At 51.0% G+C, this 21,525-nt stretch carries 35 protein-coding genes and 1 tRNA gene; 16 read left to right on the top strand and 20 right to left on the bottom strand.

Features of this window, described 5'->3' with window-relative positions; genetic code table 11:
- Window position 1: 1 nt before the first annotated feature.
- The 16 genes from DEO48_RS00770 to DEO48_RS27050 form a co-directional block, all read right to left on the bottom strand.
- Window positions 2-75, bottom strand: a tRNA-Ile gene (locus DEO48_RS00770).
- A gap of 141 nt (window positions 76-216) precedes the next feature.
- A complete protein-coding gene (locus DEO48_RS00765; RefSeq protein WP_109844027.1) occupies window positions 217-420 on the bottom strand; it encodes a DUF2767 family protein in 204 nt (67 codons plus the stop codon).
- A gap of 159 nt (window positions 421-579) precedes the next feature.
- Window positions 580-1,266 carry a bacteriophage antitermination protein Q gene (locus tag DEO48_RS00760; RefSeq protein WP_109844026.1) on the bottom strand — a complete coding sequence of 229 codons (687 nt, stop codon included), beginning with the start codon at window positions 1,264-1,266 and terminating at the stop codon, window positions 580-582.
- Window positions 1,266-1,559, bottom strand: a complete 294-nt coding sequence (locus DEO48_RS00755; protein WP_109844025.1) for a DUF1364 domain-containing protein — start codon at window positions 1,557-1,559, stop codon at window positions 1,266-1,268. Before DEO48_RS00755 ends, DEO48_RS00760 begins: the two co-directional genes overlap by 1 nt.
- A complete protein-coding gene (locus DEO48_RS00750; RefSeq protein ID WP_109844024.1) occupies window positions 1,556-3,541 on the bottom strand; it encodes a DNA cytosine methyltransferase in 1,986 nt (661 codons plus the stop codon). Before DEO48_RS00750 ends, DEO48_RS00755 begins: the two co-directional genes overlap by 4 nt.
- Window positions 3,529-3,723, bottom strand: coding sequence for a hypothetical protein (locus tag DEO48_RS00745; RefSeq protein WP_109844023.1), 195 nt, complete (start codon window positions 3,721-3,723; stop codon window positions 3,529-3,531). Before DEO48_RS00745 ends, DEO48_RS00750 begins: the two co-directional genes overlap by 13 nt.
- The gene (locus DEO48_RS00740) at window positions 3,720-4,313 is read right to left on the bottom strand and encodes a DUF1367 family protein (RefSeq protein ID WP_109844022.1); all 594 of its coding nucleotides are present in this window, start codon (window positions 4,311-4,313) and stop codon (window positions 3,720-3,722) included. The genes DEO48_RS00745 and DEO48_RS00740 overlap by 4 nt, the downstream gene beginning before the upstream one ends.
- A 60-nt stretch (window positions 4,314-4,373) precedes the next feature.
- Window positions 4,374-4,562 carry a hypothetical protein gene (locus DEO48_RS00735; RefSeq protein ID WP_109844021.1) on the bottom strand — a complete coding sequence of 63 codons (189 nt, stop codon included), beginning with the start codon at window positions 4,560-4,562 and terminating at the stop codon, window positions 4,374-4,376.
- Window positions 4,563-4,649: 87 nt separating this feature from the next.
- Window positions 4,650-4,883, bottom strand: a complete 234-nt coding sequence (locus DEO48_RS00730; protein ID WP_109844020.1) for a DinI family protein — start codon at window positions 4,881-4,883, stop codon at window positions 4,650-4,652.
- Between the two features lie 280 nt (window positions 4,884-5,163).
- Complete coding sequence (locus DEO48_RS00725; protein WP_109844019.1) at window positions 5,164-5,379, bottom strand: hypothetical protein; 216 nt, start codon at window positions 5,377-5,379, stop codon at window positions 5,164-5,166.
- A gap of 1 nt (window position 5,380) precedes the next feature.
- Window positions 5,381-5,716, bottom strand: coding sequence for a hypothetical protein (locus tag DEO48_RS00720; RefSeq protein WP_109844018.1), 336 nt, complete (start codon window positions 5,714-5,716; stop codon window positions 5,381-5,383).
- Window positions 5,713-6,132 carry a hypothetical protein gene (locus DEO48_RS00715; RefSeq protein WP_109844017.1) on the bottom strand — a complete coding sequence of 140 codons (420 nt, stop codon included), beginning with the start codon at window positions 6,130-6,132 and terminating at the stop codon, window positions 5,713-5,715. The genes DEO48_RS00720 and DEO48_RS00715 overlap by 4 nt, the downstream gene beginning before the upstream one ends.
- Window positions 6,125-6,622, bottom strand: a complete 498-nt coding sequence (locus DEO48_RS00710; RefSeq protein WP_109844016.1) for a hypothetical protein — start codon at window positions 6,620-6,622, stop codon at window positions 6,125-6,127. The genes DEO48_RS00715 and DEO48_RS00710 overlap by 8 nt, the downstream gene beginning before the upstream one ends.
- A 39-nt stretch (window positions 6,623-6,661) precedes the next feature.
- Window positions 6,662-7,255, bottom strand: coding sequence for an MT-A70 family methyltransferase (locus DEO48_RS00705; RefSeq protein WP_109844015.1), 594 nt, complete (start codon window positions 7,253-7,255; stop codon window positions 6,662-6,664).
- A gap of 6 nt (window positions 7,256-7,261) precedes the next feature.
- Window positions 7,262-8,011 (bottom strand): ATP-binding protein, encoded by a 750-nt coding sequence (locus tag DEO48_RS00700; RefSeq protein WP_109844014.1) that lies wholly within the window; start codon window positions 8,009-8,011, stop codon window positions 7,262-7,264.
- Between the two features lie 2 nt (window positions 8,012-8,013).
- Window positions 8,014-8,730 carry a hypothetical protein gene (locus tag DEO48_RS27050; protein WP_258306047.1) on the bottom strand — a complete coding sequence of 239 codons (717 nt, stop codon included), beginning with the start codon at window positions 8,728-8,730 and terminating at the stop codon, window positions 8,014-8,016.
- A 235-nt stretch (window positions 8,731-8,965) separates the two neighbouring features.
- On the opposite strand from DEO48_RS27050, the gene DEO48_RS00690 reads away from it, so the two are divergent.
- Complete coding sequence (locus DEO48_RS00690) at window positions 8,966-9,172, top strand: hypothetical protein (RefSeq protein WP_109844013.1); 207 nt, start codon at window positions 8,966-8,968, stop codon at window positions 9,170-9,172.
- Between the two features lie 11 nt (window positions 9,173-9,183).
- On the opposite strand, the gene DEO48_RS26480 is transcribed toward DEO48_RS00690, so the two are convergent.
- From DEO48_RS26480 to DEO48_RS00675, 3 genes are read right to left on the bottom strand one after another with little or no spacing between them, the layout of a single operon-like run.
- The gene (locus DEO48_RS26480; RefSeq protein ID WP_146198222.1) at window positions 9,184-9,915 is read right to left on the bottom strand and encodes a hypothetical protein; all 732 of its coding nucleotides are present in this window, start codon (window positions 9,913-9,915) and stop codon (window positions 9,184-9,186) included.
- 14 nt (window positions 9,916-9,929) lie between these two features.
- Window positions 9,930-10,397, bottom strand: coding sequence for a toxin YdaT family protein (locus DEO48_RS00680; RefSeq protein WP_109844011.1), 468 nt, complete (start codon window positions 10,395-10,397; stop codon window positions 9,930-9,932).
- Window positions 10,375-10,605: a Cro/CI family transcriptional regulator gene (locus DEO48_RS00675; RefSeq protein ID WP_109844010.1), complete on the bottom strand. Its 231-nt coding sequence runs from the start codon at window positions 10,603-10,605 to the stop codon at window positions 10,375-10,377. Before DEO48_RS00675 ends, DEO48_RS00680 begins: the two co-directional genes overlap by 23 nt.
- A 79-nt stretch (window positions 10,606-10,684) precedes the next feature.
- Between DEO48_RS00675 and DEO48_RS00670 the strand changes: the two genes are divergently transcribed.
- The 15 genes from DEO48_RS00670 (at window position 10,685) to hslJ (ending at window position 21,167) form a co-directional block, all read left to right on the top strand.
- A complete protein-coding gene (locus tag DEO48_RS00670; RefSeq protein ID WP_109844009.1) occupies window positions 10,685-11,089 on the top strand; it encodes a helix-turn-helix domain-containing protein in 405 nt (134 codons plus the stop codon).
- Window positions 11,090-11,322: 233 nt separating this feature from the next.
- The gene (locus DEO48_RS00665) at window positions 11,323-11,934 is read left to right on the top strand and encodes a hypothetical protein (RefSeq protein WP_109844008.1); all 612 of its coding nucleotides are present in this window, start codon (window positions 11,323-11,325) and stop codon (window positions 11,932-11,934) included.
- Window positions 11,934-12,128 (top strand): hypothetical protein, encoded by a 195-nt coding sequence (locus DEO48_RS00660; protein ID WP_109844007.1) that lies wholly within the window; start codon window positions 11,934-11,936, stop codon window positions 12,126-12,128. Before DEO48_RS00665 ends, DEO48_RS00660 begins: the two co-directional genes overlap by 1 nt.
- A gap of 75 nt (window positions 12,129-12,203) precedes the next feature.
- Entirely contained in the window at window positions 12,204-12,560 is a 357-nt protein-coding gene (locus tag DEO48_RS00655) for a hypothetical protein (RefSeq protein ID WP_109844006.1), read from the top strand.
- Window positions 12,561-12,636: 76 nt separating this feature from the next.
- On the top strand, window positions 12,637-12,903 hold the full coding sequence (locus DEO48_RS00650) for a hypothetical protein (protein WP_109844005.1): 267 nt from the start codon (window positions 12,637-12,639) through the stop codon (window positions 12,901-12,903).
- Complete coding sequence (locus DEO48_RS00645; RefSeq protein WP_109844004.1) at window positions 12,893-15,229, top strand: exodeoxyribonuclease VIII; 2,337 nt, start codon at window positions 12,893-12,895, stop codon at window positions 15,227-15,229. Before DEO48_RS00650 ends, DEO48_RS00645 begins: the two co-directional genes overlap by 11 nt.
- Entirely contained in the window at window positions 15,226-15,729 is a 504-nt protein-coding gene (locus DEO48_RS00640; protein WP_109844003.1) for a siphovirus Gp157 family protein, read from the top strand. The genes DEO48_RS00645 and DEO48_RS00640 overlap by 4 nt, the downstream gene beginning before the upstream one ends.
- 16 nt (window positions 15,730-15,745) lie before the next feature.
- The gene (locus tag DEO48_RS00635; protein WP_109844002.1) at window positions 15,746-16,027 is read left to right on the top strand and encodes a hypothetical protein; all 282 of its coding nucleotides are present in this window, start codon (window positions 15,746-15,748) and stop codon (window positions 16,025-16,027) included.
- A complete protein-coding gene (locus DEO48_RS00630) occupies window positions 16,027-16,476 on the top strand; it encodes a hypothetical protein (RefSeq protein ID WP_109844001.1) in 450 nt (149 codons plus the stop codon). The genes DEO48_RS00635 and DEO48_RS00630 overlap by 1 nt, the downstream gene beginning before the upstream one ends.
- Before the next feature lie 53 nt (window positions 16,477-16,529).
- Window positions 16,530-16,784: an excisionase gene (locus DEO48_RS00625; RefSeq protein WP_109844000.1), complete on the top strand. Its 255-nt coding sequence runs from the start codon at window positions 16,530-16,532 to the stop codon at window positions 16,782-16,784.
- Window positions 16,768-17,910, top strand: a complete 1,143-nt coding sequence (locus DEO48_RS00620; RefSeq protein WP_109843999.1) for a tyrosine-type recombinase/integrase — start codon at window positions 16,768-16,770, stop codon at window positions 17,908-17,910. The genes DEO48_RS00625 and DEO48_RS00620 overlap by 17 nt, the downstream gene beginning before the upstream one ends.
- A gap of 154 nt (window positions 17,911-18,064) precedes the next feature.
- Entirely contained in the window at window positions 18,065-19,465 is a 1,401-nt protein-coding gene (locus DEO48_RS00615; RefSeq protein WP_033145693.1) for a cytochrome ubiquinol oxidase subunit I, read from the top strand.
- Window positions 19,465-20,475, top strand: coding sequence for a cytochrome d ubiquinol oxidase subunit II (gene cydB, locus DEO48_RS00610; protein ID WP_109843998.1), 1,011 nt, complete (start codon window positions 19,465-19,467; stop codon window positions 20,473-20,475). Before DEO48_RS00615 ends, cydB begins: the two co-directional genes overlap by 1 nt.
- On the top strand, window positions 20,475-20,603 hold the full coding sequence (locus DEO48_RS00605; RefSeq protein WP_008501283.1) for a DUF2474 domain-containing protein: 129 nt from the start codon (window positions 20,475-20,477) through the stop codon (window positions 20,601-20,603). The genes cydB and DEO48_RS00605 overlap by 1 nt, the downstream gene beginning before the upstream one ends.
- Before the next feature lie 126 nt (window positions 20,604-20,729).
- Window positions 20,730-21,167: a heat shock protein HslJ gene (hslJ, locus tag DEO48_RS00600; RefSeq protein WP_109843997.1), complete on the top strand. Its 438-nt coding sequence runs from the start codon at window positions 20,730-20,732 to the stop codon at window positions 21,165-21,167.
- On the opposite strand, the gene DEO48_RS00595 is transcribed toward hslJ, so the two are convergent.
- On the bottom strand, window positions 21,168-21,434 hold the full coding sequence (locus DEO48_RS00595) for a DUF333 domain-containing protein (protein ID WP_023312003.1): 267 nt from the start codon (window positions 21,432-21,434) through the stop codon (window positions 21,168-21,170). It abuts the gene before it with no gap.
- Window positions 21,435-21,525: the final 91 nt, after the last annotated feature.

The following is a 21,525-nucleotide window of genomic DNA, read 5'->3' as shown; positions in this document are numbered from 1 at the left end:
GTGGCCCTTGCTGGACTTGAACCAGCGACCGGGCGATTATGAGTCGCACGCTCTAACCAACTGAGCTAAAGGGCCGGGAGCGAGATGATACATAAGTGAAACTAACCATGCAATCCCCGGCAATTGTCGCCGGTGAGTATCCACCAGCGGCTGAAATCTGATCCGGTAGAATACAAAGCCCCGGCATATACCAGGGCTTGAAAGTTTTGATGATGTTTACCGCTCCAGAACAGTGATTGCGGCTTCCATCGCTTTACGCATGTATTCAGTGTGACCGTGATCACCAGATAAAGCCGTTCTGAGCGCATTCGCAATATTGTACTTCTTCGTTTCTATGTCAGTATCACAGAGAATAAAAACTGCATCCCCTACGATCCGACACATCTCATTGTAGAGCGCATCTGCTTCACTTTCTTTCATGAGTTCACCTGTTTTAAATAATTTTGGTGATATTACATTCAGAAATTAACGAGAAACAGGATCGAAAACAAAAAACCCGCAATTAAGCGGGTTTGTACAATTTTGGCAACATACCAAATTAGCCTTAAATATCGGCTATTTTGTTCGGTTTTGCAATAGTCAGCCTATATCTTCCTCAAAATTTGGTTCTGGCATCCTGGTTAAAACGCTACTCAAAGACTCAAGATCCAGTAACTCCACAGCGCTCTTCAGCATCTTCCAGTGAGGTGCATAAACCTCACACCATGTTGATCGTGAAACCCCCAGGTGTGTAGCGAGCAACGCGCCAGCATATTGCTTATATGTGTCGTTCATCTGCTGCGCCGCCACTTCCTGCACAGCCAGCCAGACGAGAGAAATAATGCGCTTTTTCGTTTTCTTAAGCAGCCCGGGCGGCAGCGCGTGCTGGTGCCCATTCCAGATAGCTTCACATATCATCGTCTGATATCGGAACGTAAGATCAAACCCATAACAATAACGAAGCCATGCCTGTTCATGCTCCGGAAGCATGTTAACTGCGCGGCGCCACGGTGCTGCAGAAAATTCATTATCGTTTATTGGCGGCAGCGGCCTGCGGCGGCTTCGGGTTTCCAGCACATAGACGGCGCTATTTTCAGCTTTTACACACCGGACGCCGCCCCGGCCGTTATCCAGCTCTACAACATGAATTGGTTTGCGCGGATTGCGATCTTTATCTGCTGGGGGGTGTTCACAGAATGCCTGCAGCTGTCCTTTGGTTTTGCCGGAGTTATCTATCAGCGCGCGGGTAAGCTCAATCCGTGCGTACTCGAGTAATTGCAGATCCATCAGATAAAGCCCTCTTTACGCCAGATTGCCAGAGTTCTCATAACGCCTTCGGCATGCATCAGTTTCAGTTCATCGTGGGAAAAGTCAGTTTTTGCGCGCCCATCAATTGCGTCGTGACAGCAGTTACAGGAGATTGCGCCCTGCAGGTCATCCGGTTTGCAGCCGGTACCGCATGTACCGGCCAGGCGGTAATGCGCCAGGACACTCGTTTCAGGATTGAAATTACATATGCCAGGGATCCGGACTGTACATTCACGCCCGCGCGCCTGTTTACGGAGATCGGTTTTTTTCACGCTGCTACCTCCCGCGCTATGCAAAGCTCAGGAAGATTCGCCCTAACGAGTGCCTCAGCAAACGGCGGTGGCACAGCGTTGCCACAGCGCGCGACCTGTTTATCCTTCGCATAACGTTTGCCGTTCGCGTCCTGGTCAATCACATACCAGTCAGGGAAGCCCTGTGCCTTATACAGCTCATGCGGCTGCAGCATACGCATGCGGATATCAACGATCTGATAAGTGCAGCCGTCAATTTCAACAAATTCGCACCAGTCGTCTCCACAATACCGCTGTAAGAAATCACGTACTTTTTCAGCATTCGGATGCTCAGTTGCGTATTCGCCGGGCAGCATTAATGACTGAACCTCACCAATGTGCAGGCCTCCTGCTGTTACTGTCGGCATAGGCTGATCTGTTGGCTGCCCGTCTTTACAGGTTCCCCGGAATTTAACGAGATGTGATGTAACCAGAGCGTGATGATCGGTTGTCGTTACCGTGTGGGCTGGCTCGTCCATTGCCACACCCGCCCCGGAGTAATTCCCGCCGAAGTGTTTAACCATGTGCGCCGCCACCAGAGCATGTTTTCCACCACCAGCAACGACAGTACCGAGAGGTTTTTCGATACCAGGCACACGCGGCGATTGCCCTGCCCGTTCACCATAACCGACCTGTATTAACGTGGCGGCCGCCAGCTGGCTCTTACCTCCTCCGCCTGCAGTAATTGTCCCTGATGGATGATTTGCCGGGTGCGCAGTGCTATTGCCAAACTGCCGAACGATTACAGGAGCAATCACACAGGCATGATTTGTGTTCACCAGCGTATGCATTGGCTGTTCCACGCTTCTCGGTTTGGCTGAATATTTCGGTCCGCCAGCACCAACGATAAAGGGTGTCAGCATCGCCTCAACCATTCCGAGTGCATGCCCGTTACCTCCCGGACGCTTTGATGTACCTGCTGTAACTGTCGGCGCTGGTTCATTCACAGCCTGCCCGATCGCGCCAGTGCGGAACTTTGTAAGATGTGGGATCACCACTGCATACCCGTGCTTTTTGGTTATCGTCTGCAGAGGTTCAGACAAAGGCTGCCCACGGAAACAATCGTAATTTCCTCGGCTACTGGTGTGGTTGCACTTCACAATAAACGGTGCGGGGTTATTGATTACAAACTTCTGCATGCCGCGCGCTACACGTTTAAGCGTATTCTCTGCCAGCGGCTTTTTACGGTCGAAAATTGAAGCTGCCGGCAGCGACCAGTCGATACAGTCAGCTGCTGTTTTCCATGCCTGCAGCTGACCGGATTTTACAGCCTCAGTTTTAGGATCTCCGTGGGTTGCTGACGGCCAGATGATCGGCCTGCCGTCACAGCGCATCACCATGAAAAATCTTTTGCGGATAGTAGGAGCACCATAATCACAGGCTCGCAACTCCTGATAATCAACGTCATACCCGAGGCCAGACAGCAGCCTTTTCCCGTGTTTAGTTTCCGGGGAAATTTCAAGGAAATCGCAGGCTTCAGCAAATGCAGGGTGATCCGCAGCAATTCCTGTGGAGAGCATTGCGCAGAAAGCTTTAAAAGTTTCTCCAGCACGTTCTGGATCTGGCCGAGTTTCGCAGCTCAGAAGCGGGCCCCACGTTTTAAACTCTTCTACGTTTTCCAGCATCATCACGCGCGGACGGGTCTGTAGCGCCCACCTGAGCACTATCCACGCCAAGCCGCGAATTTCTTTCTTAACGGGCTTTGCGCCTTTTGCCTTTGAGAAATGGCGGCAATCTGGGCTAAACCAGCCCAAATCTACTGGTCTGCCAGCGGTGGCCGCAACCGGATCAATATCAAATACCGACTCACAATAATGCAGTGTGCGCGGGTGATTTCGCGTGTGCATCGCTATAGCGTGTGGGTCGTGGTTGATAGCAATGTCCACCGCACGGCCTGTGGCCTGCTCGATCCCGGTGGATGCACCGCCACCGCCCGCAAAATTATCAACGATTAATCCGCGCATTGTTCGCCCTCCATAGCTTCGGCAAGGATAGTAATTTCATGAATAATGGTTTCTTCTGGGGTTGCAGAAAGCCACAGTCGATTGATGTGCGCCCTGAGTTTTTCGGCGTGCTGGTGGTCGATTACTGCAGTGCTGGCGGCTGCCAGAAATAGCAGCCTTACTTCGTTAGGCCATTTGGTCACGCTGCGTACTCCAGCAGTTGCATGGCTACGTTTTCGGCTTCCTGCTCCGTTGCGAAGCTACGGAACAAAATGGTATTCCAGAGGACATTAAAAACGGCCTTATAGACTTCGTGGAATTCTGCCTCGCTCATGTTAGCGAACGAGATCGAACGGGCCTCACGGCGGCGGGTGTTATCTGGTAAAACAAACTCGTCATAAAACCCGGCTTCAACCGTTGCCCATTTCCGAAATGCTTCGAATGACTTTACAACTGCATGCCCATCGGCACGGCGAAGTGCTGCGCGTTCGGTGAATGCGGCTTCGGTTTCGAGTAGGGTTTCTTCGTTACCGACTATGGAAATCAGATACCGGATGTAAAGGTGAAGGTATTGTTTTTCCGAAGGGCTGATCGTTCCCCCTGCAGGGGTCCAGTATTCGAACCCCATATTGAGCAAGGCAAAAAATCGCTTATGGAAAAGATAATTGCGCGCCTGCGTAACATTGCAGTTAAGCCACACGCCTATTTTGACACGCTGCAAAAAATCACTGGCCTCGGGCGTCGCCGGGGTCAGTGTATTTTTTGAGGTTTTAATCAGTTGGAGCTGCGCCATCGGTTTTTCTCCGTGGCACAGTGTTGCTCAGCAGGCTGTTCAGGCCTGAGTAGAGTATAGCTAAACCCTTTCGGCTTCTAAAGCGGGAAAGCCCGCTTTTTTGAGCGCTTCATTCAGCGCCGGTATTGATGTGACGAACTCTCCCTTGCGTAAAGCATATCCGCGCTCTGGCCTGCCCTTAAAGAAATAAATAAGAACCGGGCCAGTAACTGTTGGTAACCCGGGGATTAAATCATCTGGAATTTGCATGAGATGCCCCTACTTTCCTACCTTTAGCAAAAGGCAGTGCTTTTAAACGGCTGGCAGCTGCACCCGCCAACACCAACGGCAGAATACTTAATAAAACCAGTCGTCCGCACTTTCCCAGGTTTCCTGCAGGATCTCTTCGATTATCTGCTTGTCTCCCTTCTCTCCTCCGAGAATGCTCAGGCCGTCAGAGGCAGAGCGGCGGATAGTCAGTTTACAATCAGAATATTTTTGGGTAATTCGACGGAGTAGCTCTTTCTCCAGCGCCGGAACCGCGCCATCAGGAAGTTTCTTCGTACGATCGATGGTGATTTCTATCTTCATGATTCCCTCCCGTGAATACTGTACATTTAAACAGTATACCCATAAGAAAAAATGATCAACGTTTTAACAGCACTTTATGCAAACTCTAGTGTGTTGTTTATGCTGGATTTTCCTTAGCTACACTTCTGAAAGCCAGTAATATCGGGCGTTCCGCTCACAGAGTTTTTCCGACATTTTTATGAAATTTTATTGTGCCCCTTAACAAAAATCGGGGGCTTGCTTTAGCTTCCGAGCATCGCGGCGCGTCCTTTCGCCTGTTCTCTGGTAATGGCGCTCATAGTCAGGCGTCCCAGTTGCTTACCTCTTCTGCTACGGCTTCGTCTGCTGCGTCCTGACAATCAATTACCTCATGCCATGACTCAGCAGCAGCGGCAGTTACAGCAGCCCAATTACGGGCGCAAGCTTTGCGATGCTTGCGCTTACCCATGCCCCAAGCTGGAATTTTCAGTTCTTTGTTCCACGCGCGAACCATGTATTTCATTGGCGATTTTGTCATCTCACTCTCCTTTAACGCCGACGTGGCAATAATGAGCGCCGTCTGGCCTATCTGATACAGTCCCGCAACGAGGACAAGGCGTAGGGGGCATAATTGACGCCCGGCATAAATCCCAAATACCCTGCCCGTCAAATCCCGCGTCGCACATATCGCTCATCCCATCCAGTACGTGAGGCGGAATATCGTCCGGAGCGGTCAGCACTGCGAGCGCAACTTCATAAATGGCTACGGTCTTTTTGAGTGTCTGCAATTCGTTATCAGGCGTAATGCAATGACGAAAGCACGGCAAAGTCTCGTTGATGCGTTCTATTAACTGCTCTTTAGTGAATTCCATCATTCAATCTCCGGCAGGCGGTAAAGCTTAATGACTCGACGTGAGTCTGCGTGTGGCGTAACAGGGTTAACAGTAAACAGGTATCCGCAGCCGTCTTTTTCGACGCACCGCAATTCCTGCTCGTCAGTCCAACCAATTGGCTGACTTGCCGCTTTCCGGTATTCCTGAAGCTCTGTCAGTGCCGCCTGGATAACCGCCGGACTTACTGACTCCAGATAGTCACAGAGCCACGAAGAATCCCGGCTATCGTCATTAGCCTGCACAACTACAGCCTGAATAGTGTCAGACGTTACTGCGTGGAAATTGCCTCCAACGCCACCTACAAGGGCGCTATCCCATTGAGGCCCGTAACGTTTAGCGGCATCAGCGGCCATTTCAATGATATTTTCTACCTGCTCGTCTGTTAGCTTGTTATTCATCAGCGCATAAATCCTCATATTTAACGAACTCACCGAAACACTGCAGCTCAGCGCCAGCCATGAAGTACCCCAGCGCCTCAGACCGTTCGCTGTCGTTCTTAAATCCGGCTAATGGGTAACGCTCGTAAAACTTATTTATCAGGTGTGCCAGCTTCATTTCTGGTGTTGCGGCTTTCCTGTATTCCTGAATCTCTGCCCGTTCTGCGTCATACAGCCATGAATCAATCGGGTTAAGCGAGTTTTCGCCTGGTGTTCCGCCTGATTGATACATCAGTGCCTTTGCACGTAGAAACAACTCATGTACCTTCTCCAGCCCGGCAATCTTCATCTGTGCCTCGGTCAACTCGCCAGCAAGCTTCCACTCTGATTTTGATAGCGTTTCTAGCTCGTTCAGAAGCTCTTCAGCGAGGGTTATGCGCATCACTACTTTCTGATAATTAAAGCGTTTAGCTTTATCGATGGTGGCGCATAGCGCCTGTCTGTCTGTCATTCTTGTGCTCTCTCGATAGGTTTCATTTCGGTTATTGGATCAATCTACTGGTGAGTAAATATCGATGACTCGCGCCGGGCTTAATGCCACCGCTGGCGACTCACACTGATTTCCCCACACGTCGAAACCGTGGGATGATTTACGGGCGAATAGTTCAATGCGCGGTACATCGCCCAGCAGCTGCACCAGCATTTCGCGAGCCTCATCCGGCTTGCGTGAGTTCTCGCGCCGGGGCGCGCTAAAATGCTGGATGATCGATGCATCCTGCCGTGGTGGTCTCCTGCCGCGCACAGCAAACAGCACGTCTTCAGAATTGGCGCGAGTCAGATGCCCCATCCCCATCGCCGATTTTTCTGGCTGGAGGAGACAGGTTTTATGCCAGGTGAAACCCTTCATGGTCACCAGCTTAAAGCCCCACGCCTCGACAACTTTCAACGCTTCCAGAGGCTGGGTTGGAACCCACCACATAGCCAGCAGGCTGTTTTCATCGGCCAGTTCCCAGACAGGTAAGCGACATATGTCCTGTACTTTCATCGTCGGATATTTGAACCCGGCACCGCGTTTCCCCGATTTACTTTTATCCCGGTATTCCCAGGGCGGATCCGCGTAAATCAACGTGTATTTTTTGTTCATGGCTCCCTACTTAACAACGCGGAGGTGAGTAACGTTTTTGCGATAACTCCCCCAGTCAAAATTCACCCATATGCCGCCGTCCATCGTCAGACGATCCATGATCCGGACACCCAGCACGCGTTCCAGCTCCCCGTGGTTCAGGTTCGTTAAAATCCCAACGGGTTTCATACCGGCCAGACGGCGATCAACAATCTGATTCAGGATGACCAACTCGCCGCGGGATTCACGCTGCACGCCGACTTCATCGAGGATCAGCAAATCCACAGCGCACAGGTCGTCAATCAGCGTGGCCTCGCTACCGCCGTTGTCGTAGCACGAGCGCACCCTCAGCATCAGGTCAGGAATCGTCACCACCAGGACGGTTTTACCCTGCTTCAGGAGGTGGTTACCGATAGCCGCAGCCAGGTGATTTTTTCCAGTACCCGGGCTGCCGCTGAAAATAAAACTGCTGAATCCGGTACCGAAGTTCTGCGCGTAGCTTTTCGCCATTGTGAAAGCTTTACGCTGGCCGTCTTCGTGCACCTGGTAGTTCGCAAAGGTGCAGTTGCGGTGCAGTTCCTGGATGCCGGAGCGCCCGAGAATTTTTTCAGCACGCGCCTGACGGTTCAGCTCGTTCACTTCGGCAGCACGTTTCCGCCCTTCCGCCTCCTGCCATTTCCGCCACTCGTCCACGTTGCTGAACTTCGGCGTTACACCTGCAGGAATGATTTTTTTCAGACGCTCCAGCGCGCCGCCTGATGCTGAGATGTTTTTCATGCCTACCCCCTGAAACCGTCCGGGATATTCCCGTAACTGCCCGATGGCTCAATGCCTCCGGATCTCGTTGGTGGCGTCCAGGCTTCGGCGTAATGACCTGCAGGGCCGAAGAACGTAGCCGCCTGTTTCACGAATTCGGTATTTGATTTCCCGGTAGCTCTGACGAATTCCGCATAGCGCTTCGTGCCGTCAATCAGCTCCTGAGCGGTCACACCCGATTTGATCCGAGCTTTCCAGGCCTTAAACGCAGATTGCTTGCTGTTTCCACCAGCGCGTTTGGGGTAATTCGCCCAGGCCTCCTCGAATTCAGATGAATATTCGCTTTTTGATTCCGCTTCCCCCTCGGGGGGACTAGAGGGGGGATCTTTTAAAATCTGTTTACTGCTTACTGCTTTCTGGATACCTGATGGCAAAGGCGTAGGCTTATCCTTAGGCAAAGGCATTGCCATATCGAAAGCCTTACCTATAGCCTCGGAAACCCCATAGCACGCGGCTTTAAGCGATATAAGTGCTTCCCATTTCAGCGGGCATTCCGGTAATAATTCAAAGGCTCGCACCCACGATTTAACGACATTCACCGAAGCTGGGGGATTGTGCTTTGCGGCATTCGGCAGCCAGAACACTCGGGCTTTCATGTCGGCTTTTACCATTCCTAAGGCTATGGCTTCGCCTAAGGCTAAGTCGAAGTCTTCGATTTCCCAGCCTAGCTCTTCGGCCATGGCAGCACGCCCGGCCTTGAACAGGCCCGGAATAATGCCTGTGAACGGGCTTGTCAGCAGGTAGATAAATAAGCTCTGCCCACTCGGCGGCAATGCGGACAACGCCCTGAATTTCGGGTCATCCCACATAGTGATCTTTACCTTGCGGTAAGGCTCATTGTTAGCCTTGGTCTTAGGCTTAGTGTTTGGCATACTGGTAGCCTTAAATATCGTCCAACATATTGAGGTAACTGTGATGTTTCCAATTGAAGCGGTAGAGCACAAAGCTCAGATAACGATTGATCATGATGCTGATAGCGACGGATTTCTTTTGTACTTCAAAATGGATCCTACAATTCCTGAAGGTGGAGATGCCCCGTTCTATATTCCGATCGAAGATACCCCAGCGGTAATTGCTGCACTTGAGGCGGCCTACGTACACATCACCGGAAAGAAGCCATGAGTTAGACATAATCACCCCCATTGCACCGCAACCAGTTTTCTCCAGTGCCAGGTATCACGGTATGCCACCTCAATTCCATGGCTTAGACGCATATCACGGAACCACTGACGCTGCTCCCAGATCTGCCAGCGACGGTTTTTTATTTTCCGGGGGATAATCAGGACAGAAAACAATCCAAGAACCGGGACTTTTACTGCGGAAATTCCACGGGCATAATCACGTTTGCATGCCGCTCGCAGGCTTAAATACACACCCAATGCAAAGGCGAACAGGGTGCTAGCTAACAAACTCAAAAGGAGTTGCCGGGTACTATGAACACCATCTGGAATGAGTTCGTTCTTTTGTTCAACACTAATCCTGCCCTGATTAGTTTCACCTGGACGGTTATAGCTTTTGGTTTGGGAACCTGGTTCGGCCACTGGCTTGCTATAAAGCGAGACAGGCTCAAAGAATTCAATGCTGTTGCTGATCCAATCGCCGTTGTGTTGATGCAAAAAATTAGCCTTGCCCAAAAGGGGCAAACCAACAATGCTCAAATCAGTTCGAGTGACATATTGAAGTTGAGTAGGATGATGACTAAACGTAACGCCCTTAAACTCTCCAAAGCATTTTCCACTTATCAGGAGGGCTGCAAGAACTGCGGTACCACTTCCGAACACGGGGATTATTCTTTTCACAACCCCGAACTTTTTATTGCCGGAGCTGAACAACTGCTGACTTTTCTTAAACGTCGTTAATTTCATTTTCATACCTCAAATCACGCAAAGGCAGGACTGGCAAACTGCCGTACAGCTGCGTTACGCATAGCTATCAAAGCGGCAATCGCCTGAGTTGTTTCCCTGACAATTACTTCGGGTGTGGCTCTCAGGTGCACAGCATTCACAGCCTCGATTCCTTCCCTCACTGCAACAGCAGCCAGCAACACAGGATCATCGGGTGCTTCCAACCGTGCCCGACGTTCAGCCGGAAGCGCTGCCAGAGCTGCAGGTTTTAACCCCTCTGCCTGTGGCGCATATCTCGGGCCATCAAACCCACGGAAGATCCGTTTAACGCGCTGCGTGGCGTTAATCAGCCCTTTTTCCGTATCGGTGATCGGCAGAATGTAACCACCACCTGCAGCGTGATATTGCTCAGCCACTGCCAGGCCAACAAACTTCCAACCTTCCACCAGCGCCCATGATTCCAGCTCGGCGGCCACGGCCTCAATCGGAGGACTGATTTTCATGATTCAGTTTGCCTTTGCGTTTAGCCTTATATTGGTCGTATGCAATCGGGTCATATTTCAGAACCCCACCAGAAGCGATTTGAAGACGCATAGCTTTGCCCTCTGGAACCAGATCCCCCCAAACAGATACGGATGAAGGTTTCACCCCTGCGGCCATTGCTAACTTCGTCTTGCTTCCGAAAAATTTTACTGCGTCATTTTTGAGCACTTCACTCTCTCCCTTAGGTTTTCCTAAGGAGATTAGATCGTAGAGAAACTTAAGTAAAGAAAATTTAGAATAACTTAATATGCAAAACGAAACTTTTGGCTCCCGTCTGTTACGCAGACGTAAAGAATTAAAGCTATCTCAAGCTGCCTTAGGGAAAATGGTCCAGGTGGCTCACGTAACTATTTCTCAATGGGAGCGAGATGAAACACAGCCTGCGGGAAAACGGCTTTTTGGTTTAAGTAAGGCTCTTCAGTGCAGTCCTACATGGCTAATGTTTGGTGACGAAGATAAAGTCCCAACTGAGCCAGTTCAGCAGCAGGTTCAAGAGTTATCGCCTCAACATCAGGAGTTGATCGAACTGTTTGATGCATTACCGGCATCAGAGCAAGAGGCTCAACTCAACGAGTTGCGCGCCAGGGTAGACAACTTCAGTCGCTTATTTGACGAATTACTGCAGGCACGTAAGCGCACCCAGAAAAAATAATCTCTCTTTTTCCCCCTACTGCGGGAATAACAGTCACTCTAAGTAAAAATTAAGCACCTTAAAAATCATAAGGTTAGCTTTTTTTGCCCTTTAATTTAGGTTTTTCTACATTTTATGTATTGATCTAATCCTTAGGTTAATCTAAATTCACCCCATCAACAGCAATCACCGCACAGTGATTACTCAGCAAAACGTTCCGTTAGCCGCGATAAGGCCACGATGGGAGAAACAAGATGACCACCAAACAAAACGCAATCGAGTTAGCACGTACCGCACGCAGCGAAGCGGCTAATACCGCCAAGCGCACTATCGCGGCGATTATCAATAACTGGAATGAGTGCGTGAAACAGGCAGGCTTCTGGTGCATTTACGATTTTCCAACTACCGGCTACACCCGTAAATCTCAGCTGGTGGCCGACCTGCTCCGCTGCGCTGATCAGCTGGATGAATATGTTGAACCTAACCCGCACGCAGCTCAGACCGTTGAACAGCAGACCCGCGAATTAAACGCATCTCTTACCCGCGTTTTGGACGTAGAAGAGGCCCACGCCGAAGCTCTGGAAATCAACAACGCTTACAACACCCTTTACGTTTATGCAGCAGGCGACGCCGCGCAGGATGTTTGGCCTCACTTGACCGAAGTAGAACGTACAGTATCAGTAGAGTTTGCCCACAAGCAGGCACTGCACGAGAATCGGCAGCATGATGATGCAATTGCATATTTCGCGGCAGAGGGCCCCCGCATATGTTTGGAAGCTTTTACTCAGCACCAGATAAAGCAGATCGCTGATTTTTGTCACTCTGATGCACTGGAATTAAATTCTGCATACAGGGAGTACGTGTAATGTACGGAACTCAGGAAGTTATTCGCGCCTGTGTTAAACCCGGAATGCTGGTAAGACATGAAGGGAAAACATATCAGGCATCTGCAAATAAAAACGGTAAGCTGTATCTATTCAACCTGACAGAATCAAAGCGTATCACCGATATATTCGTTGAGGTCTGCCTTAATTCTCGCGGCGAACCTCTTATTAACTAAGCAGTAAACGCAACATCTGTTTTATTTATGCCCTTACGGGCAGGGCATTTCTCAATCAAAATTCAGGAGCACATTATGAAAGCAGCATTTTTAATTAACTTCATTGCCGACACGATTGTTGAAAATGAAGAAATCAAAGTAGACCACATCCAGCTTGAAAACATTATCAGTGGCAATGTTAGTCTCGGTTATATTGCATTCAATAAAAATAAAAACGATCCTGAAGCTCGTCCACTAATCACGCCCATCATGGAGTCCGGTGAACTGGAAGAAGCATGCTGCGCATCTTGCGCAGCACGCTCCTTGTTCGCGGCGACAACTGGTTTGACTCTCGAATGCATTGAAACAGGCAAAGCAAACTCTCCTATGTCTGCTGTTAGTGCCTTAATTATGGCTTCAGTCCTTCACGCAGGCCTACGTAACAAACATTAACTCTGTGCCCCTGCGGGGGCATTTATCAACATGAGGATTTTCGAAAGTCCTCAGCTTGATAAATGAGGAGTTATTAGTGGATATCACACTCGCATTTAAACAGTTATCTCTCGTCAATGGCGATGAAATAACGTTGAGCATTGCACCCGGCGCAATGAAAAAAATGATTATGGAGTTAGTCGCCAATGGTTATTTAACCACTGAGGAATTAGTCATTCTTTCAATTGGTCAGCTGAAACTTTGCGATAAGCGTCATCTGGATCATGTTTTACCAGAAAACGTTTTAAAAAAATTAATTAGCACTTTCCAATCCGTTAAAAATGGAGAAACCCATGAACGATAAGCCGTTATTTATTCTTTATGCCATTCCCAACGAAAATATCGTTGAGGAAACTGGTGCAGTAAAAACCACCATCGCGTTTCATGCGGCAAATTTGCGCCAGGCTCGCGCACGGGCAACCATGCTTTTTATTGAACAGTTCCATGATGTTGACGAGGAACAGTTCGAGCTCGTTGTATGCGAGGACACTCCCGGCCTCCCTCATGGTGAGATTGATTGCTGGGATGATCAACTGCTGGCGGATTATGACTGGGACGCAGAAAACGGACTCCCGGTCCTCCGCGAAGAAGACGAGGAAGAAATCCCTCAACTGGTGGAATTCGACAAACTCTCCGCAACCATGAAAATTGCGGTGTTGGTTAAATACATGACCACAGAGATCACGAAAGACCAGCTGCCGGCCGCCCTTGAATTACTGCAGGATGAAGCCAGTACATTCCCCGGCCATATCGTCGAAGCGGTCAGTAAGATGCCGCCGATTGTTTCTATGTACCCAGAACGCATTATGGAGGCAATCGCCTACGTCGTCGAAAAATGCCCGACTAACAAAAAATGGCCGGAGATTAAAGCTCAGCTGGCGACCTGGCTCAAAGAGCATGAGAAAGAGCGCAAAGAAGCTACTGGCGAAGCCGACCGCGAAGAAGTGATCACAACGTCGTCAACGACCGCCTATAACGGTCGCACATACGAACACAATTACCGTACTCTCAACAAAGAAATCGCCTATGCCCTCTGGTCTGGTGATGTGGATCCCGCTAAGACCGATCCTTCAATTTCCCGTTGGGCTGACGGCATTATCAAAGATGATCGTGAAGACTGGAAACGTTGGTCTGCATGCATCGTCACCCGTGAAAATATTCTGACCTTTGACCGCCCCACTATCTTCGGTCTGGTGCGTAATGCCCCGAAACCGGACATCTACAAATTCCCGGGCGAACTGAATGCCTACATTACCGATTACCTGGCAAAACACGGCGTTATTGAAGGAGGAGACAATGAGAAAGAACAGGAACCACAGAACGCGCATGGCACACTGGCAGATGCGCAGACTGCATCTGGCTCAGTGGATACGCAACACCCTGACAGCGAGCCTGAGGAAGCGCCGGAAGAAGTGGTAACAGAGCGTCAGGGCCCGTTTTATTACCGTACCGCTGCAGGCGATAAAATTGGGCGCGCCAATAAGCTGCCGAAGCTGCAGGAAGTTATTGCGCAGGGCTGCATTGAAATCTCCCAGGAAGAATATCAGGCACGCAAAACCGGGACGTATAACGATCCCGTTAATCAGAAACAGGGTAGTGAAACATCTGACGAGGTGGGAAAACAACTGGCAGCTGGTCGCGGCGAATACGTCGAGGGCATCAGCGACAAGAACGATCCTAAATGGGTTCATACCGAACAGGACGCCTCAAATGAAGTGGAAAAACAGGAAAACTATGCGAATGCTGAGCAACCGGTAGTTGATTTCCAGAGCGTTGGCGCCAGCCTTGAAAAAGATCTGCAGGAGAAGCCAGAGCACGCCCAGGACAATCTAAAAATCTGGCGTAGTGTAATGCGCACGGATCCGCGCTTCACCAAACAAATGACGGGCACCGGATTTGAAGGTACCAGCATCAACGCTGAGTACATGATCATGCGCGCAACTGAAATTTTCGGACCTATCGGCAGCCGCTGGGGATTCGAGATTTTAGAAGATCGCATGATCCCTGGTGCGCCGTTCTCCGAACCGGTTTACGAAGATAAGAAATTTATCGGTAACCGCATGCTGCGTGACGGTGACGGCACCCTTCTTTTTGAGCAAAACCACAGTCTGAAAATCCGCCTCTGGTACCAAACAGAAACCGATGAAGGGTCTGTACATGCATATGGCGCGACGCCGTACATGTTCAAAACCAAACATGGGATTAAATGCGATGGTGAGGCTCAGAAAAAATCCCTCACTGATGCCCTGAAAAAAGCCCTGTCACTGCTTGGATTCAGCGCAGATGTGTGGCTCGGTCTGTACGACCTGCCGGAATACCAGGCGGAAAACTCCACGGAGTTCGCTATTAAAAATGCCAGCGATAAAGCGGAGGACGTAACACGCTTGCGCAACGAGCTGGACGAAAAACTTACCCGGGTGGCGAACACCATCGAGAACGCCGTAAGCACCAATGAAGCGAAGAAGGTATTTGACACCCTAGCGCGTGAAGTCGAAGTCCACCGCAAAGCGGCTGAAGCAAAAGGCGATCTGGAACACGCCAAATATCTGTCCGGCCGCCTGCGCCGTCTCTCACAGATCAAAGATCAGCGCATTAAAACCTTAACTGAAAATCAGGAGCAATCAGCATGAGCCAGAACACCACCGCAATTTCAATCGCCGCCAATATGACCGCCCTGCTCGCACTGGTGGAGAAAGGCGAATTCTCAATGGACGATATCGCCGACACGCTGGAAGGTGAAGAGCTGGCGCTGGGTGACAAATTCGACGGGATCATGACGCTGGTACGCAATCTCGAAGGCCAGGCCAAAACGGTAGACGAAGAGGTTAAACGCCTCAGCGACCGTAAAAAATCATTTGATACGCAGGCCAAAAACCTCAAAGCCTACATTCTGCAATGCCTGCAGGCGGCTCAGTTGAAGAACTTTAAAACAGAGCGAAATACCCTCACCGTGCGCAAAGGCTCCGTTTCTGTGGTGATCGATAACGTGGATCAGTTGCCGGACGAACTGGTAGACGTTGCCACTGTAGTTGCACCAGACAAGAAAAAAATCAAAGAAGCTATTGAAGCTGGTGAGGACATTAAAGGCGCACATCTGGAAATCGGTGCGGAATCACTGCAGGTACGTTGAGCTAGAGGATAAGTAAATGGGCGATATGGGCGATTATTTCCGTGACATCGCCCCTTTCCTGAAAGAAGGCAGGAAAAGGGCACGTAACGGAGCGCATGAAAGAATTAAGGCATTTTTCCTAAATAACAACATTACATTTGAAGAGGGAAATAACACCCTAGTTTTCAGAACTCCATCTGGAACGGTTTGCTATTACACGCCAAGTCAGAAAATGCAACACAAAAATACATGGCAGGAATGCAGCCCAACAAAATGTATGAAATACGTAAACAAATTAAGAGGCGTTAACGGACGTTAATGATTCACCATGACCAGAAAAAACAAGATCACCAATTTTTATACCGCAACCCACGCTCGATTATTTCCGTTATTGCTGATGCTGCAGCGACCGATAACAGCCAGTGCAGCAGCACCCTCAGTAAGCTTGTCAATGAAGGTAAAGTGATCAGGGAGAAAGTTGGACATGTCAGCTTTTACTCAACTGCTCCCGATTACGAACCGGTACCGGAAACCGCGCCGTATGTTCAGACCGCATCAACTGAGGATGTCGCAAGGCTCGAAGCAGAGATCAGCGAACTGGAACGCCGGGGACTCTGGCGCCGTGCTCTTACCCAACTGGCAAAGCTGGCAGGCATGCAAAGCACGTCTATTGGTGTCGGCCTGGTCGCCCAGCGGCGTAATCACTGCCGCAATATGCTGCGCTTTAAACCCGGTGCCGGGCTGTTCAAGTTAAGTGAATTTCGATAATCAGTTGTGATCCCCGGTCAGCGCTATCCTGCAGGCCGGGTATGAGGTGACTCATGACCAAAAAAGTTTTACTTCAGGATTGGGCTATCGGACCAAACGGATTCGACTACCCACAGAAACAATCCAGGCTAAATTATCTGGCGAAAACAGGTCAGATTTTCCCTCCAGCTACAAAAGACGGGAAACGCTGGGTTGTTGATGAGGATGCCATTTTTATTGGCAGTGTAGGTAAACCCAAAATTTCTCAGAATCTCCCTGAAGCGGCGAAAAACCTCGTGGAGAAAGTGATCAATGGGCGCACCTCGTAAGCACAATATCGATATCGAGAACCTTTACGTGAAACTCGATAAGCGAAATAACAAAGTTTACTGGCAGTACAAGGATCCGTTTACCCAAACATGGCAAAGTTTTGGTACCTGTGAAGATACCGCGAGGGCCGCCGCTATGGAATTGAATCGCCTGTTCGCTTCTCAGCAGGTGGAACAGAGTTTTGCCCTTATCGATCTTGCAAAGAAGAAGCGGGCCGGCAACGGGGTGGACGTTCGATTTAAGGATTGGGTGGAAAAATACCTCACGTTGTTGGATAAAAAACTCCAGAAAGGAGAGCTATCCCGGTCAACGGTCGAGGGCCGCAAACGCGCCGCTAACCTCCTCTGTGACCGGGTGGCTAATACGCCTCTTAAGGAAGTAGGATCGCGCGAGATGGCTGCCATTCTTGAGGAATTTATTGACCAGGGTAAATTCAGCCAGGCCAAGAACATCAGAGCGGATTGGGTCGATATCTTCAAAGAGGCTCAGTTTGCGGGAGAAGTGCCGCCTGGATTCAACCCGGTCATGGCAACACGTAAACCTCAGATAAAGGTCACCCGGGCGCGACTGAAGCTGGAAGACTGGCTGCTGATATTCGAGCATGCGAAAAAGAATGAATCGCCCTGGGCCGTCAATGCGCTGTTGCTGGCCATCGTCACCGCGCAGCGCTTATCAGATATCTTGAAGATGAAATTTAAGGACATCAAGGACGGGTATTTATACGTCGAACAGGGTAAGACTGGCGCAAAACTCGCCCTTCCCCTGTCTCTTCGTTGTGAGGCAATTGCTCTGACGCTGGGGGAAGTTGTGGATAGATGTAGGGATAATGCGCTGAGTCCCTACCTTGTTCATCATGTCAGAACGACGAAGAAATACAGATCAGGCGATCCCATCAACAAGGCCACAGCCAGCACTATGTTTGCGCGTTGCCGTGACCATGTTGGTATTGTTCCTCCTGAGGGTAAAACGCCAACGTCATTTCATGAACAACGCTCTTTGTCTGAACGTTTATATGAAAAACAGGGTGTCGATACCCAGCAACTTCTGGGGCACAAATCTGCAGCAATGACGGAGATGTACCACGATGAGCGCGAAGATGGATGGACGTTTATTGCTGCTCAGTAAGTGAGCGGTTTTGGGGAAGAGTTTTGGGGGGATTTTGGGGAAGAGGTTTTATGGTGGGTAAACTGTTATAGGTAAATAGGTCTGGTCTGTTTCTGCAACCCAGAGCTGGCGCGGCTTAGAATGGCATCGACATAATTACATCGCGGAGTTTTGCATGTTTGGTTTAGATGCTTTTCACCTTGCACGGATACAGTTTGCCTTTACCGTATCCTTTCACATTATTTTCCCGGCGATCACCATCGGCCTGGCAAGCTATCTTGCCGTACTCGAAGGGCTGTGGCTGAAAACCAAAAATCCGGTCTGGCGCTCGCTATACCATTTCTGGTCGAAGATTTTTGCCGTCAACTTTGGCATGGGCGTGGTCTCCGGGCTGGTGATGGCCTACCAGTTCGGCACTAACTGGAGCGGATTTTCACAGTTTGCGGGCAGCATTACCGGCCCGCTTCTGACCTATGAAGTGCTGACCGCCTTCTTCCTCGAAGCCGGGTTCCTCGGCGTGATGCTGTTCGGCTGGAACAAAGTCGGGCCGGGTCTGCACTTCTTCTCCACCTGCATGGTGGCGTTGGGTACTATTATTTCTACCTTCTGGATCCTCTCATCGAACAGCTGGATGCAGACCCCGCAGGGCTATGAGATCGTCAACGGTCAGGTCGTGCCGGTGGACTGGTTCGCCGTGGTGTTTAACCCCTCCTTCCCTTACCGCCTGCTGCATATGTCGATAGCCGCATTCCTGAGCAGCGCCCTGTTTGTGGGCGCATCCGCGGCATGGCATCTGCTGCGCGGGAATAATACTCCTGCCATCCGGGCGATGTTTTCGATGGCGCTGTGGATGACGCTGATTGTCGCCCCCATCCAGGCCATGGTTGGCGATATGCACGGGTTGAACACCTTAAAGCACCAGCCCGCCAAGATTGCCGCCATTGAAGGCCACTGGGAAAATCCGCCGGGTGAGCCTACCCCGCTGCTGCTGTTTGGCTGGCCGGATATGGAACAGGAGCGCACCCGCTTTGGGCTGGAGATCCCGGCGCTGGGGAGTCTTATCCTGACGCACAGCCTGGATAAACAGGTTCCGGCCCTCAAAGAGTTTCCGAAGGAAGACCGTCCGAATTCCACCATCGTCTTCTGGTCATTCCGCATTATGGCGGGCCTGGGCATGCTGATGCTGCTGCTCGGGGTGATGGCACTCTGGCTGCGCTACAAAAAACGCGTGTATTCGTCGCGCCCCTTCCTGTGGTTTGCGCTGCTGATGGGGCCAACCGGACTGATTGCCATCCTGGCCGGGTGGATCACCACCGAAGTGGGCCGCCAGCCGTGGGTGGTCTACGGACTACAGCGAACGAAGGATGCGGTGTCTGCCCACGGTGACCTGCACATGAGCGTGAGCCTGCTGGCCTTCTTCGTCGTCTATACCTCGGTATTCGGCGTGGGCTACAGCTATATGGTGCGCCTCATCCGAAAAGGCCCGCAGCCGCATGAAACTTTCGCTACCGAGTCCGACGGACGTCCGGCGCGCCCGCTTTCTGCCGTCACAACTGAACATAAGGAGCAGCCATAATGGGTATCGATCTTTCCATTATTTGGTTTGTGATCATCGTCTTCGCCACGCTGATGTATATCGTGATGGACGGTTTTGATCTGGGGATTGGCATTCTGTTCCCTGCCACGAAGAACGCCGACGATCGCGACGTGATGGTCAACAGCGTCGCGCCGGTCTGGGACGGAAATGAAACCTGGCTGGTGCTTGGCGGTGCCGCCCTGTTCGGCGCATTCCCGCTGGCCTATGCGGTGATCGTTGATGCCCTCACCATTCCGCTAACATTAATGTTGATCGGACTTATTTTCCGCGGGGTGGCATTTGAGTTTCGCTTTAAAGCCACGCCGGCCCACCGCCCCTTCTGGGATAAGGCGTTTATTGGCGGTTCCATTCTGGCAACGTTCACCCAGGGCGTGACGGTAGGCGCCGTCATTAACGGCTTTACCGTCACCGGCCGGGCCTATACCGGCGGCCCCTTTGACTGGTTTACCGCGTTTAACCTGTTTTGCGGCGCGGGGCTGGTAGTGGCCTATGCACTGTTAGGCTCTACCTGGCTGGTGATGAAAAGCGAAAACGCGCTGCAGGAGCGGATGCGTGAGGTGTCGAAAACGCTGTTAATCGTGCTGCTGGCGTTTATTGCGGCGATCAGCCTCTGGACGCCGCTGGCGCAACCGGCCATCGCTGCGCGCTGGTTTACGCTACCGAATCTGTTTTATCTGCTGCCGGTCCCTGCCCTGGTGGTGATTTTTAGCCTGTACCAGTGGCGCTGCCTGAATAATCCCGCCAGCCATAGCCGTCCGTTTATCCTGACGCTGGGGCTGATATTCCTCGGCTTTAGCGGGCTTGGGATCAGCATCTGGCCGCATATTATTCCACCGTCGATCACCCTGTGGCAGGCCGCCGCCCCGACGCAAAGCCAGGGCTTTATGCTGGTGGGCGCGCTGTTGATCATTCCCGTTATTCTGGTCTACACCTTCTGGAGCTACTACGTGTTTCGCGGCAAAGTTCAGCATGGGGAGGGTTATCACTGATGCAACAACCGGTCTGGAAAAGATTACTGTGGCTGGCCATTATCTGGGGCGGCAGCGTACTGGCGCTGGCTGCTGTCAGTATGCTCTTCCGTATGCTGATGACGGCGGCAGGATTTAAATCGCATTAGCGTCATTCCGGGCAACCGCTGCGTTGCCCGGCTCCTCCCAGCACTTTCAGATAAACCCCATTAACGCACGGCAGAGTATCGTTACACTGGAAAAAGATTCACGGTATTTATAGTTTGAGAAGAAAAATGAAAAAGCTCATTGCTTTAAGCGTTATTAGTCTTGTCCTTTCCGGCTGCGTTAATCCGGGCAAAGCCTCCGTACAGCCGGAGCAACTTAAAAACCACCGCTTTGTGCTGGAAAACGTCAACGGTAAGACCGTGAAGACCGCGACAACGCAACCTGAGATCGGTTTTAGCGCGCTGCCAGATATCAGCCTGGTGAATAACATCAGCGTTTCTGGTCAGATGTGTAACAGCTTCAACGGTCAGGGGAAATTGTCCGAAGGCGAGCTGAAGGTTAAAACGCTGGCCATGACGCGCAAGCTCTGTACCGAGCCGCAGCTGAATGAGCTGGATCAGGCCATCGGCGACATGCTGCGCAAAGGGGCGCAGGTCGACCTGACTGAGGACCAGTTAACCCTGGCGACAGCCGATAAAACGCTGATGTTTAAGCGTGTAGAATAATCAGTAGTTACCGCAGCTTCCAACGGCAAGCGACTGTTCGCTACAGCGTTTGCCGTTTGGCAAGGCGCACATCCCAATAGCAGAACCATCAAGCTGGCGGGCGACAGACAGCGAACCGCCAATCATCGCGCAGTTGGCCTGACCTGAACTGGACATTGCCGCTTTCATTCCCGGCGCCACGTGGGCTGCCGTTGCCTGCTGGACTGGCTCACTGCTACATGCCGACAACAATAACGCGGCACACCCTACCCAAAATGCTGAGCGCATGCTCTCTCCCCCATGAATAATGCGAAACCTATGCATAATAGGCATCACATCCCGTGTCGTCGAGAGCGGAAGTGCGTATTTATGCGCTCCG

Source organism: Enterobacter sp. CGMCC 5087 (assembly GCF_003144775.1).
Lineage (GTDB): Bacteria > Pseudomonadota > Gammaproteobacteria > Enterobacterales > Enterobacteriaceae > Enterobacter > Enterobacter cloacae_M.
This window is presented reverse-complemented; position numbering and strand designations above follow the sequence as displayed.

Excerpts from the sequence above, each read along its gene's own strand:
- DEO48_RS00765 (WP_109844027.1), bottom strand. The coding sequence starts at position 420 with ATGAAAGAAAGTGAAGCAGATGCGCTCTACAATGAGATGTGTCGGATC.
- DEO48_RS00760 (WP_109844026.1), bottom strand. The coding sequence starts at position 1,266 with ATGGATCTGCAATTACTCGAGTACGCACGGATTGAGCTTACCCGCGCG.
- DEO48_RS00750 (WP_109844024.1), bottom strand. The coding sequence starts at position 3,541 with ATGCGCGGATTAATCGTTGATAATTTTGCGGGCGGTGGCGGTGCATCC.
- DEO48_RS00740 (WP_109844022.1), bottom strand. The coding sequence starts at position 4,313 with ATGGCGCAGCTCCAACTGATTAAAACCTCAAAAAATACACTGACCCCG.
- DEO48_RS00735 (WP_109844021.1), bottom strand. The coding sequence starts at position 4,562 with ATGCAAATTCCAGATGATTTAATCCCCGGGTTACCAACAGTTACTGGC.
- DEO48_RS00730 (WP_109844020.1), bottom strand. The coding sequence starts at position 4,883 with ATGAAGATAGAAATCACCATCGATCGTACGAAGAAACTTCCTGATGGC.
- DEO48_RS00725 (WP_109844019.1), bottom strand. The coding sequence starts at position 5,379 with ATGACAAAATCGCCAATGAAATACATGGTTCGCGCGTGGAACAAAGAA.
- DEO48_RS00720 (WP_109844018.1), bottom strand. The coding sequence starts at position 5,716 with ATGATGGAATTCACTAAAGAGCAGTTAATAGAACGCATCAACGAGACT.
- DEO48_RS00715 (WP_109844017.1), bottom strand. The coding sequence starts at position 6,132 with ATGAATAACAAGCTAACAGACGAGCAGGTAGAAAATATCATTGAAATG.
- DEO48_RS00710 (WP_109844016.1), bottom strand. The coding sequence starts at position 6,622 with ATGACAGACAGACAGGCGCTATGCGCCACCATCGATAAAGCTAAACGC.
- DEO48_RS00705 (WP_109844015.1), bottom strand. The coding sequence starts at position 7,255 with ATGAACAAAAAATACACGTTGATTTACGCGGATCCGCCCTGGGAATAC.
- DEO48_RS00700 (WP_109844014.1), bottom strand. The coding sequence starts at position 8,011 with ATGAAAAACATCTCAGCATCAGGCGGCGCGCTGGAGCGTCTGAAAAAA.
- DEO48_RS27050 (WP_258306047.1), bottom strand. The coding sequence starts at position 8,730 with ATGGCCGAAGAGCTAGGCTGGGAAATCGAAGACTTCGACTTAGCCTTA.
- DEO48_RS00690 (WP_109844013.1), top strand. The coding sequence starts at position 8,966 with ATGTTTCCAATTGAAGCGGTAGAGCACAAAGCTCAGATAACGATTGAT.
- DEO48_RS26480 (WP_146198222.1), bottom strand. The coding sequence starts at position 9,915 with ATGAAATTAACGACGTTTAAGAAAAGTCAGCAGTTGTTCAGCTCCGGC.
- DEO48_RS00680 (WP_109844011.1), bottom strand. The coding sequence starts at position 10,397 with ATGAAAATCAGTCCTCCGATTGAGGCCGTGGCCGCCGAGCTGGAATCA.
- DEO48_RS00670 (WP_109844009.1), top strand. The coding sequence starts at position 10,685 with ATGCAAAACGAAACTTTTGGCTCCCGTCTGTTACGCAGACGTAAAGAA.
- DEO48_RS00665 (WP_109844008.1), top strand. The coding sequence starts at position 11,323 with ATGACCACCAAACAAAACGCAATCGAGTTAGCACGTACCGCACGCAGC.
- DEO48_RS00660 (WP_109844007.1), top strand. The coding sequence starts at position 11,934 with ATGTACGGAACTCAGGAAGTTATTCGCGCCTGTGTTAAACCCGGAATG.
- DEO48_RS00655 (WP_109844006.1), top strand. The coding sequence starts at position 12,204 with ATGAAAGCAGCATTTTTAATTAACTTCATTGCCGACACGATTGTTGAA.
- DEO48_RS00645 (WP_109844004.1), top strand. The coding sequence starts at position 12,893 with ATGAACGATAAGCCGTTATTTATTCTTTATGCCATTCCCAACGAAAAT.
- DEO48_RS00640 (WP_109844003.1), top strand. The coding sequence starts at position 15,226 with ATGAGCCAGAACACCACCGCAATTTCAATCGCCGCCAATATGACCGCC.
- DEO48_RS00635 (WP_109844002.1), top strand. The coding sequence starts at position 15,746 with ATGGGCGATATGGGCGATTATTTCCGTGACATCGCCCCTTTCCTGAAA.
- DEO48_RS00630 (WP_109844001.1), top strand. The coding sequence starts at position 16,027 with ATGATTCACCATGACCAGAAAAAACAAGATCACCAATTTTTATACCGC.
- DEO48_RS00625 (WP_109844000.1), top strand. The coding sequence starts at position 16,530 with ATGACCAAAAAAGTTTTACTTCAGGATTGGGCTATCGGACCAAACGGA.
- DEO48_RS00620 (WP_109843999.1), top strand. The coding sequence starts at position 16,768 with ATGGGCGCACCTCGTAAGCACAATATCGATATCGAGAACCTTTACGTG.
- DEO48_RS00615 (WP_033145693.1), top strand. The coding sequence starts at position 18,065 with ATGTTTGGTTTAGATGCTTTTCACCTTGCACGGATACAGTTTGCCTTT.
- cydB (WP_109843998.1), top strand. The coding sequence starts at position 19,465 with ATGGGTATCGATCTTTCCATTATTTGGTTTGTGATCATCGTCTTCGCC.
- DEO48_RS00605 (WP_008501283.1), top strand. The coding sequence starts at position 20,475 with ATGCAACAACCGGTCTGGAAAAGATTACTGTGGCTGGCCATTATCTGG.
- hslJ (WP_109843997.1), top strand. The coding sequence starts at position 20,730 with ATGAAAAAGCTCATTGCTTTAAGCGTTATTAGTCTTGTCCTTTCCGGC.
- DEO48_RS00595 (WP_023312003.1), bottom strand. The coding sequence starts at position 21,434 with ATGCGCTCAGCATTTTGGGTAGGGTGTGCCGCGTTATTGTTGTCGGCA.